The sequence below is a fragment of the Mesorhizobium sp. USDA 3734 genome (assembly GCF_056279665.1).
In genome coordinates, this window is the sequence record NZ_JBWCCW010000001.1 from 912,703 (window position 1) to 927,216 (window position 14,514).

Here is a 14,514-nt window from a genome sequence, read left to right on the forward strand (position 1 = left end):
GGAAATCATACTGGATCAAGTGCAAGATGGACATTTTGAAACGGCTTCTCTCGCCGCGCAGCATTGCAATCGTGGGTGCGTCGCCACGCATTGGGTCGGTCGGCCAGAGAACGCTTGAAATATTGATGGACGGCGGGTTTGACGGCGATATTCATCTGGTCAATCCAAAGTACGACGAAATCGCTGGGAGGGTTTGCGTTGACTCGCTGGACGACATCGGCAAGCCCGTCGACCTCGCTGTCGTTGCCGTTGGAGGCAAAAACATCCCCGGCACGTTCGACCAGATATTCCACACCGGCGCAGGCAGCGCTGTCGTGTTCGACCGCTTCGAACTGGAAGACCCAAGGTTTTCCCGGATCGTGGATGTCGCTAGGGAGAGAAGGCTTTTTATTCTGGGCGGCAATTGCATGGGGTTTCGGAACTTTGACGCCGGAACCTCCGTCACCTTCACGCCAGGTAGACCCCGTCAGCCGGGCGGCATAGCGGCAATCATGCACTCCGGGTCGATATTTACCCACTTTTCGACCAGTTCAGCCCGCCATCACTTCAATATGATGGTGTCCACAGGGCAGGAGGTGAATGGCACTGTCGCGGACTATATCGAGTTCGCGCTGCAGATGCCTTCTACAAGGGTCATCGCGCTGTTCCTTGAAACGGTCCGGGATCCAGTGGCCTTTGAGGCCGCCCTCGAGAAGGCACGCAGCAAGCGTATCCCTATCATCGTGACGCGCGTCGGCAAGACCAGTGAAAGCGCCGCTGCCGCCGCAAGCCATACTGGTGCCATCGCGGGCGATAGCGCGGGCTTTGAAGCGCTGTTCCAGCACTATGGCGTAATGGAAGTCGATTTCCATGACGACCTGCTCGCTTGTGCGGATGTGCTGTCGCATTGCCGGGATTACAGAAGAGGCGACCTGCTTTCGGTCATAGATTCTGGCGGTCTGCGCGAACTGCTTATCGACACGGCGCACGATATGGGCGTGAAGTTCGCGCCGCTTGGGCCGCGTTCTCAGGACATGTTGAGAAAGATACTCCCCCCAAGCCTCAGCCCCGGCAATCCGCTTGATGCGGGAGGGCCTGTCGATGACAACTACACGAGAGCCTTTGAAAGCTGCGTGGATGTTCTCACGGAGGAGCCAAGCGCTGCGATCGCCATGTGCGAATTTGATGAAAACGACTTTTTCTCGATCTTCCCGGATTTGCCGGACGCTGCACGGCGCGCCGGGAACCGCAGCAAGATACCGTTCTTCTTCTCCAACAGTCTGTCCGGCACGCTGAACGAGCAGTTTGCAGTCGCCTCGTCTCGCGCAGGTATACCATGCGTAAATGGGATGCGGTCTTCGCTGCAGGCCGTAAAATGTTTCAACCTCTATCGTGATTTCCGGCTGCGTGAAAAAACGCCCGACGATCTGCCCGTCGACCAGGCAATCGTCAGAAAGTGGAGGACGCGCCTTTCGGCAGGTCACGCTCTCGACGAAAGCGACGGACTGAATCTGCTTGAGGATTTCGGCATTCCGGTGGCGAGGAGTGCGAAGGCCGGCAGTCGCGAGAGCGTGGCCGCAGCGGCGGCGGAACTCGGCTTTCCCCTTGCCTTGAAGACGGCGGAAGTTGGCATCCAGCACAAATCGGACGTCGGCGGCGTGATTTTGAACATCACGGGTCAGGACGAGCTTGAACGAGCCTATCAACGGTTGGAAAGCAAGCTGGGGCCCAATGTCATCGCTCAGCAGATGGTGTCGGGACGGGTCGAGCTTGCCTTGGGCCTGACGCACGATCCCTTGTTTGGACCCCTAATGATGCTCGCTCACGGAGGCGAGTATATCGAAGCGCTTCGAGATCGACGGTTTGCCCTTTCGAAGGCTTCGAATGGCGAGTTCTCCACCATGGTTGAGAATCTAAAGGTAAGCCGTCTTTTCCCGGCCATGCGAGGCAGGGAGGCCATTGATGTTTCGGCAATCGTCGATGTCTGCGGACGGTTCTGCACGATAATCAGAACGCTCGGCGATCTGATCGCAGAATTTGACGTAAATCCTTTGAAGATCGAGGGCGACAGATGCGTGGCAGTGGACGCGCTGGTCGTCGCACGCGACAGCCAGGCAATTTCCATCAACGCTCAGATGGCGGCCCAATGACTGTGATGGATGGGAGCCTGTTTAGATCGCAGCCTCAATCGGTGCCCACGGAGTGGCTGGATGAGAACCGCCACATGAACGTGGCGCGTTATTTGAAAGCCTTTGACGACGCATTCTACGAAGTCCACGATGCCTGGGGCGTAAGGACGCAAGATATTGAAAAGACGGGAAAATCGATATTTGTGGCGGAGTGCCACCTTCGTTATCTGGCCGAAATGGTCGAGGGGGAGACGTTCACGATAACGACCCAACTGATTGGCCATGACAGGAAGCGGATGCATTTCTACAACGAGATGCTCAAGGAAGATGACACTGTCGCTGCAACTTGCGAGTGGCTGATGCTATTTGTCGATCTCCATCAACGCAAAGTCGATACGATGCCGGACGAGCAGTTCGACGCGTTGCGGAAGATCGCAGTCAGTCAAGGCCGTCTTCCCGGGCCAACGCAGATCGGTCGTAGCATCTCGCTTGGAAACCGACGGTAGGCGGACGCTGATATGAGTCAAGAAAAACGGACTGGGTCTTTCGGGAAAGAACCGCTTCTTCGGTAGGATTTGCGCAGCGCGACATGGTCAATTTACGCCACAGTGTGCCATCGGATCGAGCGATGATCGTGTTTGAGGCTGCGTCGCGGTTGCTCAGCTTCACGGAGAGCGCAGCGGAACTCAATGTGACACAGGCTGCCATAAGTCGACAGATAAGGGAGCTTGAAACCTTCCTGGGAGTGAAGCTCTTCAATCGCGGATATCACGCGGTAACGCTCACGGCGGCCGGCCAGGCGCTTAGCGAGGAATTGCCAACATATCTGAAATCCATCGCCTCGCTTTGCGAGAGAATTCGATATAGCGGACGACAAAAAAGCATTGTGATCGGGACGACCGGGGCCTTCAGCACTTACTGGCTTCTTCCTCGCATCGAGGAGTTGAAGCAGATCAACCCCGACGTGAACATAAAGCTGGCGATGGATGACCATCTTGTCGATCTGGCGGAGGAGGGGATCGACGTTTCTGTCCGATACGGTGACGGAGTCTGGCCAAGGGTCTCATCACAGTTTCTGGTCGCTACCGACGTGAAGCCGCTGTGTTCCCCATCTTATTTGAAGGTTAGAAAGAAGAGGCCAAAGTATCCCGAAGATTTGCTAGACGAGAACTTACTTTTTATCGAGGGGCCGACATCGCGAGGAGCGGATTGGCAAGATTGGTTCGGGAGCGTCAATGTTCGCGACATCGATGTCAGAAGTCGTACCACGTTTAATAATTACCATCTCATGATCCAGGCGGCGATTAACGGGGTTGGTGTCTGCCTCGGAGGCTCTCCGCTGCTTGATGACCTGATAGCGAGTGGGGCCTTAACACCGGTTTTTACTGAAGGCTCTTTTCGGGTCAAGGGTGCATATTTTCTCGTAAAGCCCTTAAGGGAAAGACATTCAACGCAGGTAGAGGTATTTTCCCAATGGATATTAAAAAAGATGAACGATGATCTAGGAAATTCCACAAAAGAGTCCCTCCTAGAGGCCGAAGTATAGGCGGGTTTTTTGATGAAATTAGATTCGGGAATTTCGTGGTTGGGATCGCAGCATCAGTAATATTAGCGAATAGTCTCAACGCCTAAGAATGAATGAGTGGATCCTGCGCCAAGATCAGGTGCAAGGTAGGGAGTTGTCATGCCGTTAGAGCCTTCTAGGGAAGTGTTCATCACATGTGCAGTAACCGGTTCTGCTGACACTCAGGACCGCAGCCCGCACGTCCCGAGGTCACCGAAGCAGATTGCGGATGCATCCATCGAAGCCGCCAAGGCTGGTGCGGCGATTGTTCACTGCCACGTTCGTGATCCTGTGACCGGCACACCTTCCCGGGAGCTCTCGCTTTATAGGGAGCTCACCGAGCGGATACGCGAGGCAAGTATCGATGTCATAATCAACTTTACTGGAGGGATGGGTGGGGACCTGGTTTTGGGCGGGGTCGAGAGCCCGTTACCAATAAACACGAGCGAGTCGGACTTGATCGGTGCGTCTGAGCGCGTGGAGCATGTCCGCCAGTGCCTGCCCGAGATCTGCACGCTCGACTGTGGCTCGATGAACTTTTCTGACTCCGGCAACATCATGACGAACACGCCGGGCACGCTGCGCGCCATGGCCCGTTACATGACCGAACTGGGTGTCAGGGCCGAAGTTGAAGTGTTCGATACGGGACACCTTTGGTTCGCCCAACAGCTTGTGGCGGAAGGCATACTTGAGGGGGACCCGCTTGTGCAATTTTGCATGGGGGTTCCATGGGGCGCTCCCAATGATCTGAACACGTTCATGGCAATGATCAACAACGTTCCACCCAAGTGGAACTGGTCCGCTTTCTCCCTCGGTCGACATCAGATGGCGTATGTGGCCGCGGCTGTTCTCGCAGGTGGAAATGTTCGAGTTGGCCTTGAGGACAACCTGTGGCTCGACAAGGGCGTGCCGGCAACCAACGCACAGCTGGTCGAGCGGGCGGCGACGATCGTTTCGAATATGGGCGCTCGCGTGATGTTGCCCAGTGAGGTTCGCACAAAACTCAAGCTGAAAAAGCATGCCATCGGAAAGGAATGACGCAATGAAGATTTCGAAAGTGGCGTGTGTCGGAGGTGGACTGATAGGCGGGGGTTGGGCAGCTCGGTTCGCGTTGCACGGCGTGGATGTTGCGATCGCGGACCCTGACCCGCATGCCCAGCGAAAAGTAGAAAGCGTGGTTGATAACGCCAGGCGTGTTTATCAACGAATGTATCCCGACGCTCTCCAGAAAGAGGGCTCCATCTCATTCACCAAATCTATCCCTGCTGCGGTTGAGGGAGCTGAACTCGTGCAGGAAAATGTGTCTGAGCGTATGGAGCTCAAGCACCGTGTCTTATCTGAGATTGACCAGCACGCGCCACAACGAACCCTGGTCGGATCATCCACATCGAGTTTGAAGCCGACCGCATTGCAGTCCTCGATGAAACGTTATCCGGAGCGATTTCTTGTAAGCCACCCCTTCAATCCGGTTTACCTTCTGCCTGGCATAGAAATTGTGCCTGGACAGCTCACAAGTCCGGCAGTCGTTTCGGACGCCGTCGGCATATATGAAGCCGTTGGCATGAAGTGCATCGTGGTCCGCAAGGAGATAGACGGCTTCATTGCGAACCGCATCATGGAAGCTGCGTGGCGCGAAAGCCTCTGGCTAATCAATGACGGTGTGTGCACCACGGAAGAGCTGGATGACATTGTGCGCTTCTCGGTCGGTCTGAGGCTGGCGCAGATGGGGATATTTCAAACCGTTCATTGCGCGGGCGGGGAGACGGGTATCGACCATGTAATCGAGCAGTTTGGGCCGTGCCTGACATGGCCCCTGACGAAACTGATGGATGTGCCCAAGCTGGATGAAAAGCTTCAGCGTAAAATCAAGAGCCAACTGGAAGCGCAGTCGGCCGGGCACTCCGTGGCCGAACTCGAGCGAATACGCGACGACAACCTGGTCGCCATTGTTGAAGGGCTTTCCAGGCAAATGGGAGGACGGGGCTGGGGAGCTGGGCATCTGCACAATAGGTACAAGGCCGGCCTGCGCGGAACTTCCGATTCATGACAGGCAGGCTTCGTCAAACATCAAACCAGGATAGCTACCAAGCATTGTGAGAAAAAAACGAGCTTGATGCTTGCTGGGCACAGGATCAGAGGAAATTGGCTGTGTATGAACTCGTAAAGACCAAGATAGTTGGAAATGTACTTGAAATTTCGCTGGACAGGCCGCCGGTCAACGCTATCAACCGTCAGTTTGCGCATGAGCTTCACTCGGCGCTTCGGCACCTGCAAGAGACCGACGAGTTGCGGGCCGGAGTGATTACCAGCACAGGGCCGAAAGTGTTTTGCGCAGGATGGGACCTCAAGGAAGTCGCGGCAAGCGAAAGCAACATGGCGGTCGCCGACGACGCCCTGTCGACGCCAGGCGGCTTCGCCGGAATTACCGAGTATTGGGGATTATACAAACCGCTTGTAGCAGCCATGAGCGGCGCCGCTGTTGGTGGCGGGGTGGAAATATTGTTGTGCTGCGATGTGATCGTAGCCAACGACCAGGCCCAGTTCTTCTTACCAGAGATGCAACGTGGGTTTCTTCCGGATGCTGGGGCAGTTCAGAGGCTTCCGCGGAAGATACCTTACAATATTGCGATGGAGCTGATGCTGACGGGCAGAAAAATGGGCGCGGAAGAAGCTCATCGATGGGGTCTGGTGAACGAAGTGGTTTCTGCGGGATGTGAGTTGGCTCGTGCCCACGAAATCGCGGCCGAGATCGGACGCGGCGCACCACTGGCTGTCCAGGCCCTCAAGGAAGTTGTTCCAACGATGATGGCAATCAGTGTCGAGGAAGGCTTCGCACTTACCAGGAAGGCCATCGCGAGCCAGGGTTCAGGCGAGAGCGGTTTGGCAGTCTACGAGAAGCTGTTTCAGTCTGATGACTATCTTGAAGGCTCGCGTGCGTTCGTCGAGAAGCGAGAGCCGAACTTTAAAGGCGCATAATTCAGTCGGCGCCGGTCCCAGAAATAGCGCTGCTGCAGCGTCACACACGGTACGGCGGCTCGCCAGAAGTGGAAGGCTTGAATGTCATCTGTAGCGGCGCTCGTCGGCCAGCGGATGGCCTGGGGAATATTGCTCCTGGTCGCGGTCTCGATTCTGATCTTCGTGGGAATGCAAATACTCCCAGGAGATGTAGCGCAGGCGATTCTGGGGAAAGGCGCAACTCCGCAGGCGCTGGCGGCTCTTCGTGACAAGCTGCATCTCAATGATCCAGCCTACCTTCGTTACCTTCGATGGCTTGGGGGCGTGATTACGGGTGATTTGGGGAGATCAATGTCTAGCGGGCAGGAAATCGCTTCCGTGTTGATGCCGCGGCTTCTGAATACCTTGTTCTTGGCGCTTTGGGCGGCAACCGCGGCAATCCCTATCGCCATTGGTCTGGGTCTTGTTGCCGTGCGCTATCGGTACACGTTCATCGATAAAGCGCTATCCGTCATAGCTCTTACGTCGACGTCATTTCCTGAATTTTTTGTCGGATATGTTCTTGTATACTTCTTTGCAGTCAAATGGCAAATATTTCCAAGCTTGTCTATTGTGTACGACGGGATGCCGTTTGCGGAGCGACTATATGCGATGGCCTTGCCAGCGACAGCGCTGGCGGTGGTAGTGCTTGCGCATATGATGCGAATGACACGGGCGGCGCTTCTCAATGTCATTCAATCCCCATACATCGAAACCGCAGAGCTTAAGGGCATTTCTCCGTCCGCAATCATCCTCAGGCACGCGCTGCCCAATGCGTTGGCTCCGATAATCAATGTCGTCTTTCTAAACCTGGCGTATCTCGTCGTCGGCGTCGTCGTTATAGAAGTCATATTTGCATACCCTGGGCTGGGACAGTTTCTCGTAGATCACGTCTCCAAGCGAGACGTCCCGGTAATACAAGATGTTAGCCTGATCTTTGCGTCGGTCTACATCTTTTTGAATGTAGTAGCCGATATTGCCTCGGTGCTTGTCAATCCGCGCCTCCGCTATAAGAGATAAGGACAATTCGATGTTCGATCGTATCTATCTCAGCACAGCCCTCGGGACATTACTGACTTTTATGTTTCTAATGACTGCGCTGTTGGCGCATTGGATTGCCCCCTATGGTTTAACTGAAATTGTAGGCGGAGTGTGGGAGCCGATGTCATCTCAGCATTTGCTTGGTACGGACAATTTGGGACGAGACCTGCTGTCGAGATTGATCTACGGGGCACAAATCACAATTTTTGTGGCCGTTGTTGCAACCTCTCTTTCCTTCTTTTCTGGAGCAACCTTAGGCTTTGCATCCGCGGTGGTCGGGGGATGGTTCGAAACAATTCTTTCTCGGCTTGTAGATCTGGCTATGGCGGTACCGGCGCTTATTCTGGCATTGGTAGTGTTGTCGGTGCTTTCCCCCTCTCTCACGACTCTGATTTGCGTCATGGGGCTGCTGCATGCCACCCAGATTTTTCGGCTGGCACGTGCTGTGGCAGCAGATATCAACGTTATGGAATTCGTTGAGGCAGCGAAAGTTCGAGGGGAGGGGAAAATTTGGGTGATCTTTGCGGAAATTCTTCCCAATGCCCTGTCTCCACTCGTTTCGGAGTTCGGCCTTCGGCTTGTGTACGCGATACTGTTTCTGTCGGCATTGTCATTCCTGGGGCTCGGCGTCCAACCACCCTTCGCTGATTGGGGTGGCATCGTCCGTGAGAATAAGGAAGGAATAGCATTCGGGGTTCCCGCTGCGCTTATCCCCGCTGGCGCAATTGCGGCGCTTGCAATCTCAGTCAACCTCGTCGCCGACGCGATAGTCAAGGGTACCGCAGACCGGAGGGGAGGCCGTGGGAATGTCTGACGCATTACTTGAAATTCGCAATCTTCGTGTCGAGGCAACCTTGAACAGGCCCGGCACGGCTTCCAGCAGCGTGACCCTCGTAGACGATGTGTCGTTGAGTATCGAAAAAGGCAAGGTTTTGGGGCTGATCGGTGAATCCGGTGCGGGGAAGTCGACGATTAGCCTCTCGGCGCTTGGATACTGGCGCGGCGCCGCGAGGATCACCAGTGGTGAGGTGTGGCTCAACGGCCGAGACGTTCTCAGGCAAAACGTTGCGGCAGTTCGCCAGCTTCGAGGGAAGGAGATTAGTTACGTTGCGCAGTCGGCTGCAGCTGCATTCAATCCCGCACAGCGCCTGATAGACCAAGTGGTGGAATCCAGCCTCGAGCATGGTCTTGCGACGCGGCGCGAGGCAGAGGATCGGGCAAAAGAACTCTTCCGCGCACTTAAGCTTCCCGATCCTGAAAATATCGGATTTCGATATCCCCACCAGGTATCTGGGGGGCAGTTGCAGCGTATTATGACGGCAATGGCGCTTTGCCCGAGGCCTGATCTAATTGTCTTTGACGAGCCAACAACGGCACTGGATGTCACCACACAGGTCGACGTTCTTGCAGCCATAAAGGACTGTATCAAGTCTACCGGTGTAGCAGCTATCTATGTAACACATGATCTTGCCGTCGTAGCGCAGGTTGCTGATGAAATCATGGTGCTAAAGGATGGGAAGTTAGTGGAAAGGGGAACCACGTACGACATACTGAAAACGCCGAAAGAGGAATATACCCGTGCACTTGTTTCAAACCAACATATAGAGGGTGGTGGAAACAGGCCTGAACCAGGCAGGCGGATACTCTCGATCAGGAACGTCACCGCCGGTTATGGATCGGCGACAGTGTTAGACAATGTAAGTGTAGACCTTCACGCTGGCCAGACGCTCGCTGTTGTCGGCGAGTCTGGTTCAGGGAAGTCGACGCTCGCGCGTACCGTAGCCGGTTTGCTCGCCCCTAGCGCAGGTGAGATCGTATTCGACGGCAAGGCTCTGCCTGTCGCCTACCAGGGGCGGAGCCGAGAAGAACTGCGGCAGATGCAAATCATATACCAAATGGCGGACGTCGCAATTAATCCTCGCCATACTGTTGGAACGATCGTCGGACGCCCCCTTACACTCTATTTGGGCCTACGAGGACGTAAGCGTACCGAGCGGGTCGTTGAGCTACTTGAGGAAGTCGAATTGGATGACAGTTTTCTAAACCGTTATCCTGGCGAGTTGTCTGGTGGCCAGAAACAGCGTGTATGTATAGCAAGAGCGCTTGCAGCAAAACCGACGGTTATCATATGCGACGAGGTGACCTCCTCGCTCGACCCGCTCGTTGCGAGCGGTGTCCTCAAATTGTTGCTGAGGCTCCAGAAGCTTGAGCAAGTATCTTATCTTTTTATCACCCACGACATCGCGCTAGTGAGAGTGATCGCGGACACAGTCGCCGTTATGCATCGCGGAAAAGTCGTTCGCTACGGACGGAAAGACGACGTGCTTCTACCGCCATATGACGGTTACACCGGACTATTGCTATCATCCGTTCCCGAGCTGGAGGTTGGGTGGCTTGAAAACGCGCTGATGGAGCGTTCGAGAATGAAAGACAGAACAGTATAATCTTCTGTCATGCTGGACTGGTGAATACTCATTGGCGAAGTGGTTATTTGCTCCCTAGAAAACCACGCTCGTGGAATGGTCAACGCCAGTTTCAAGATCTGGGTGCCTTTTGTCCGATATGCGGCGCGTGATCTACGATCTTTTACTCGAATAGTGATCGATCTTCAGGCGATCGACCCGATTTTCTTTAATTGGGGTCAGATGGTGCTCTTAGCGCGCTGCATTCGACCAAAATGAAGGTGGGCAGGTGAACGGTTCGTATGACGAAAGATGGATGCGACGGCAGGGAGGAGTGGGTGCTGGCATATCTTGCGAGGGCATGGGAGAAGTGCAGGAAGGCATATCATCTCATATTCATTTATGAGGAACAGACGGCGCGCCGTGCTTCACCGAGATTAATTCTTAGCGGCCCATTCACCTGGATTGACGTTTATGAAGCGCCATTGAAATCTGGCTCTGGGCAAGAGTGTCCGCCGGGCGGGCGCTCCTGACGCGCTGGTAAATTCGCCTGCTTCATCGAAACGCCAAATAGTGGGACCGGCGCAGAAGGTGAAGTAAGCTGTACCACGTGCTCTGCCGATTGGAACGTCTGGCGTTCGCCATGAATTCGGTCGTGCAAGATCTTTGGCGCTGTGCCGGACTTGTGGCAGCAGCCCTCTGGGCATCGATGCGGCCATGTGGGTATTGGGAGAAGAGCCCTCTCTCCCCCCGCTGAATAGCGCCACAATCGTTTTTGCCAGCGCCTGATCCGGTTTCTCCGGGATACCGCATTCTCACCATGTCCGTTCCGAGGGCTCGCGCAGGAATGCGACGGCACATGTGCCGTCCAGGTGACACGCCATTTCACCGGCATGCAGAACAATTGCTTATGGGCAGCGTCAAATTTCTCATTTTCGCGCGTATACCCTTTAATATAGAGAGAGGGCGAGACTCAAGGATAATACGGTCTCGGTGGAATTTGTTCCAGGTATTCATCGGGAAAATAAAAACTACGTATGGATTAGTAAGTAAAAATTTGCCGACTTGCCGAGTAGTTACGTCAAATTTGCTGAATAATATCATTTATGCCAAGTAAATAATCATATCATACTGTGAAGCGACCTGAAAAAAATAGGGAGGAACGTATGAACATCACCAATCTTACGAATGCGTCACTTGATCGCCGGTCGTTTCTGAGGGCGAGCCTGGGCACGCTGGCGTTGCCACTTGTCGGAGGTGTATCTGTCGCGCGGGCGTCTGATAAGACCCTCACTATAGCGATGGGGGGTGGCATTCTGGAAGATGCATATAGAAAGGCCTATTTCGACAGTTTCGAGCAGAAGACTGGCTACAAGGTGCTTACGGCGCCCTACGTCGAGTCGGCGCGCTTCAAGGCCATGGTTCAATCAGGCGTTATCGACATCGATATTGCAGAAATTGATGCGAGCGAATCCGTCGTGATGGCGAAGGAGGGGCTCCTGGATGAGATCGACATACCAAGCGTATCGAATACGTCGCTGATACCGGGCTCCGTCGAGCAGTATGCGGTACATGACTACGTTGTTGCCTGCGTTAACTCCTGGAACACCGATGCCGTTGCGAAGCTGGGTGGTCCACCCAAAAACTGGGGCGAATTCTTCGATCCCAAATACAACGCGCGGCGATCGTTCTGGAAGAATGCAGGTCAGACGATCGATCTGGCGGCTCTTGCGACGACGACGAAAGAGAAACTCTATCCGCTGAACGTCGACAAGGCTTTTCGGACGCTGGACGCAATCCGCCCTTCCATAACGTGGTGGAGCGGTGGCGCGCAGAGCGCGCAGTTGCTGGCTGACAATGAAACGGACATTGGTGTCTGCTGGAATGCGCGCATCGACGCCCTAAAGCGCCAGGGTGCGCCCGTCGACTACTCATTCGACAATTCCCTTCTGGTTTTGGGGAATCTTGTCCTGCCCAAGGGCGGGGCAAAGCGAGAGATCGCAATGCAATTCTTTGCACACATGCTCCAGCCTGAATCGCAGTCTATTTTTTGCCAGGCTATCCCCTATGGCCCGGTTAGTACCGAGGCGTTCAACCATCTAACCGAAGAGCAAAAGGCGGTGTTGCCCACAACTCCAGACAACCTGTCGAAAAGCATCTGGTCCGACTATAAATACTGGGCAGATAACGGCAGTGTCAACTATGACCGGTTCAACAAGTGGCTAAGTATCTGATTGACCTTTGGCAATCCCTGTTGCGATTTGTCGACTTGAAGTGCGCGGATGCATTTGTGACTTAGGCCGCTCCCCGGGTCCTCATGCTTCCAACGAAGCCGTCCAGGCGAAAGTCTTCGCCCGGACGCGCCCATTGCGCAACCGCTCCGTCGTCTGAGGTTGAGTCTTGGCCTAGCCTCTCGCGCAGCCCACGGCACGGCTTGTTTCGTTCCGCCGAACAAAGGTGGCGGTCTGCGCGAAATCACGCCTCGGTGCGAGACGTCAGTAATCTGAAATGTAAGGGAATAGTCACGATGACCCAATTGGCCGGAAAAGTGGCGATTATCACGGGAGCGGCCGCGGGCCAAGGTGAGGCCGAGGCTCGGCTTTTCGTCGCGCGAGGCGCCAAGGTGCTGCTTACGGACATTAGCACCAAAGGACAGTCGGTTGCCGACTTGCTCGGTCGAGATGCCGCTTTTGTCCCGCATGATGTGTCAGAGGAAGCTGACTGGAAGACGGTCGTCGACGAGGCGGTCCGTCTTTTCGGCGGAATCGATATCCTGGTCAACAACGCGGCGGTATACGAGCCAATGTCGTTGCAGGACACGACTGCGGATGATCTGCTTTTTACCTACCGGGTCAATGTTCTTGGGCCGTTGCTGGGGATGCAGGCCGTAGTCCCCTACATGCACCAAAGAAAATCGGGTTCGATCGTGAACATCTGTTCGATATCGTCGACCCGGCACAGGAAACACGAGCTGGCCTATGCAACGTCAAAGTGGGCCTTGCGCGGCATGAGCGGGTGTGCGGCGACCGAGCTCGGCAGGATGGGCATCAGGGTCAACGCGGTTCACCCTGGCCTGATCGACACCCCTATGGCAGCAAAGGCATCGCCGGAGGCCATCGAGCGATCCCTTGCACGCAATCCGCTGGGCCGAATGGCAGCGCCATCCGAGGTTGCCGAAGTGGTGGCATTCCTGTCATCCGATGCGGCAAGCTATCTGAACGGCGCCGAGATAGTCGTTGATGCCGGCACCAATTTGGCTTGACGGGCAGCTAGTTGAGGACAAAACAACGCTATCCGCTCCAACGCTGACTTGCCCATCATTGCCTAATGACATTTGCCTCCCAAGGCAGAACCGTGCTCCGCGAACTCGTATCATTTGAGGGCGCGGAGCACTCCAGTGTTGGCTCGTGCAAGGTAACCATTCGGCCAGGGCCGAGAGGCGACCTGATTTCGGGCGATGCAGCCTTCGGTGAAGACGACAATAGGTTGCTTTGAGCATCAATCATTCTGACTTTGGATAGCCTTCGTGTATCGACGAGATGCTGTGAGAATTTGAATATCACGCAGGGAGAAGTTGTTTGTCTACAGAGCGATATCGCGGCTTGGAACTTCCGCTGGCATTCGTCGTGCTTGATTGCTCAAACGGATGACGGACATGGTTGCCGGAGAACCGAATGACGTGCGATTGAAAAACGTCGACAGCCAATGGATTGTCCAGGTCGTCGAAAATGGCAAAGTAACTGGGCATTTATTTAGCGCTCAAGCCGTTGCCGAGAGCTACGCCGGAAAGCCACCAATTTGGGAGGAGAACCCGGTGGATGAAGCGCCCTAAGCACGAAATACCAGACTTCATCATCAACGATGTTCTCGACCTTGCCGAGTTCGCCATTCGACGAACGCGACCGCTACGGGTCGGCACGCAGGAATCGGCGTCGCAGGGGTGGCCGGCGATGCTTGGGAGGTTAGCGTCGGCCAGGCGGAATCAGAGTTCGCCGCAGGCCAAGGAAGCCGGCGCTTAGCGCGATCACGGATATTGTCGATCCCCGCAGCAGGCTGTCCTCAGATCGGTATTCGCCTTACCGGCGCTCCAGAGCGTTGGCAATTCCCCTCGCAAAGCAATTCAGAGGTCACGGCTGTGAGGTGGAGACGAAGGCGAACTCCGTATGCATCTATCAGGGGAGTGACAATACCGCGATCAGAGTCGCCGCCGGCTCACCTTGCGCCGAAGCTAATTCGGATGCGGGATAGTCTTCGTAGGCGCTCAGGCAATCGTCTTCCGAGAGCATCCCGATCGAGCAATCGCCGTCTCGTCGCCGACACGCTCGAAGGCGAATGGAACGAGAGGCCCCGTATTTTGACCAAGGCCCCCGAAGGCGGCTCCGCCGGCGTCGGCGGCGCTGGTAGC

The 14,514-nt window shown here is 55.2% G+C and carries 12 protein-coding genes; all 12 read left to right on the forward strand.

Going from position 1 to position 14,514, the window contains the following annotated elements; all coding sequences use genetic code 11:
- The first annotated feature begins 26 nt into the window (after positions 1-26).
- The 12 genes from ACZ89F_RS04405 to ACZ89F_RS04460 all read left to right on the forward strand — a co-directional run bounded on the left by ACZ89F_RS04405 (position 27) and on the right by ACZ89F_RS04460 (position 13,941).
- Positions 27-2,129: an acetate--CoA ligase family protein gene (locus ACZ89F_RS04405; RefSeq protein WP_476090568.1), complete on the forward strand. Its 2,103-nt coding sequence runs from the start codon at positions 27-29 to the stop codon at positions 2,127-2,129.
- Between the two features lie 5 nt (positions 2,130-2,134).
- Complete coding sequence (locus ACZ89F_RS04410) at positions 2,135-2,614, forward strand: thioesterase family protein (protein ID WP_476097205.1); 480 nt, start codon at positions 2,135-2,137, stop codon at positions 2,612-2,614.
- Positions 2,615-2,736: 122 nt separating this feature from the next.
- A complete protein-coding gene (locus ACZ89F_RS04415; protein ID WP_476090569.1) occupies positions 2,737-3,654 on the forward strand; it encodes a LysR substrate-binding domain-containing protein in 918 nt (305 codons plus the stop codon).
- 138 nt (positions 3,655-3,792) lie between these two features.
- Positions 3,793-4,710: a beta-keto acid cleavage family enzyme gene (locus tag ACZ89F_RS04420; RefSeq protein ID WP_476090570.1), complete on the forward strand. Its 918-nt coding sequence runs from the start codon at positions 3,793-3,795 to the stop codon at positions 4,708-4,710.
- A 4-nt stretch (positions 4,711-4,714) separates the two neighbouring features.
- The gene (locus ACZ89F_RS04425) at positions 4,715-5,719 is read left to right on the forward strand and encodes a 3-hydroxyacyl-CoA dehydrogenase NAD-binding domain-containing protein (protein WP_476090571.1); all 1,005 of its coding nucleotides are present in this window, start codon (positions 4,715-4,717) and stop codon (positions 5,717-5,719) included.
- A gap of 101 nt (positions 5,720-5,820) precedes the next feature.
- Positions 5,821-6,648 (forward strand): enoyl-CoA hydratase-related protein, encoded by an 828-nt coding sequence (locus tag ACZ89F_RS04430; RefSeq protein ID WP_476090572.1) that lies wholly within the window; start codon positions 5,821-5,823, stop codon positions 6,646-6,648.
- 81 nt (positions 6,649-6,729) lie between these two features.
- On the forward strand, positions 6,730-7,686 hold the full coding sequence (locus ACZ89F_RS04435; protein WP_476090573.1) for an ABC transporter permease: 957 nt from the start codon (positions 6,730-6,732) through the stop codon (positions 7,684-7,686).
- 10 nt (positions 7,687-7,696) lie between these two features.
- Positions 7,697-8,521: an ABC transporter permease gene (locus ACZ89F_RS04440; protein ID WP_476090574.1), complete on the forward strand. Its 825-nt coding sequence runs from the start codon at positions 7,697-7,699 to the stop codon at positions 8,519-8,521.
- Positions 8,514-10,151: an ABC transporter ATP-binding protein gene (locus ACZ89F_RS04445; protein ID WP_476090575.1), complete on the forward strand. Its 1,638-nt coding sequence runs from the start codon at positions 8,514-8,516 to the stop codon at positions 10,149-10,151. The genes ACZ89F_RS04440 and ACZ89F_RS04445 overlap by 8 nt, the downstream gene beginning before the upstream one ends.
- A gap of 1,124 nt (positions 10,152-11,275) precedes the next feature.
- Positions 11,276-12,343, forward strand: a complete 1,068-nt coding sequence (locus ACZ89F_RS04450; protein WP_476090576.1) for an ABC transporter substrate-binding protein — start codon at positions 11,276-11,278, stop codon at positions 12,341-12,343.
- 293 nt (positions 12,344-12,636) lie between these two features.
- Complete coding sequence (locus ACZ89F_RS04455) at positions 12,637-13,371, forward strand: SDR family NAD(P)-dependent oxidoreductase (RefSeq protein ID WP_476090577.1); 735 nt, start codon at positions 12,637-12,639, stop codon at positions 13,369-13,371.
- Positions 13,372-13,764: 393 nt separating this feature from the next.
- The gene (locus tag ACZ89F_RS04460) at positions 13,765-13,941 is read left to right on the forward strand and encodes a hypothetical protein (protein WP_476090578.1); all 177 of its coding nucleotides are present in this window, start codon (positions 13,765-13,767) and stop codon (positions 13,939-13,941) included.
- Positions 13,942-14,514 lie beyond the last annotated feature (573 nt).

Bases quoted from the DNA above. Each gene is read 5' to 3' on its own strand.
- ACZ89F_RS04425 (WP_476090571.1), top strand. From the start codon at position 4,715: ATGAAGATTTCGAAAGTGGCGTGTGTCGGAGGTGGACTGATAGGCGGG.
- ACZ89F_RS04410 (WP_476097205.1), top strand. From the start codon at position 2,135: ATGGATGGGAGCCTGTTTAGATCGCAGCCTCAATCGGTGCCCACGGAG.
- ACZ89F_RS04415 (WP_476090569.1), top strand. From the start codon at position 2,737: ATGATCGTGTTTGAGGCTGCGTCGCGGTTGCTCAGCTTCACGGAGAGC.
- ACZ89F_RS04460 (WP_476090578.1), top strand. From the start codon at position 13,765: ATGGTTGCCGGAGAACCGAATGACGTGCGATTGAAAAACGTCGACAGC.
- ACZ89F_RS04440 (WP_476090574.1), top strand. From the start codon at position 7,697: ATGTTCGATCGTATCTATCTCAGCACAGCCCTCGGGACATTACTGACT.
- ACZ89F_RS04450 (WP_476090576.1), top strand. From the start codon at position 11,276: ATGAACATCACCAATCTTACGAATGCGTCACTTGATCGCCGGTCGTTT.
- ACZ89F_RS04455 (WP_476090577.1), top strand. From the start codon at position 12,637: ATGACCCAATTGGCCGGAAAAGTGGCGATTATCACGGGAGCGGCCGCG.
- ACZ89F_RS04435 (WP_476090573.1), top strand. From the start codon at position 6,730: ATGTCATCTGTAGCGGCGCTCGTCGGCCAGCGGATGGCCTGGGGAATA.
- ACZ89F_RS04405 (WP_476090568.1), top strand. From the start codon at position 27: ATGGACATTTTGAAACGGCTTCTCTCGCCGCGCAGCATTGCAATCGTG.
- ACZ89F_RS04445 (WP_476090575.1), top strand. From the start codon at position 8,514: ATGTCTGACGCATTACTTGAAATTCGCAATCTTCGTGTCGAGGCAACC.
- ACZ89F_RS04420 (WP_476090570.1), top strand. From the start codon at position 3,793: ATGCCGTTAGAGCCTTCTAGGGAAGTGTTCATCACATGTGCAGTAACC.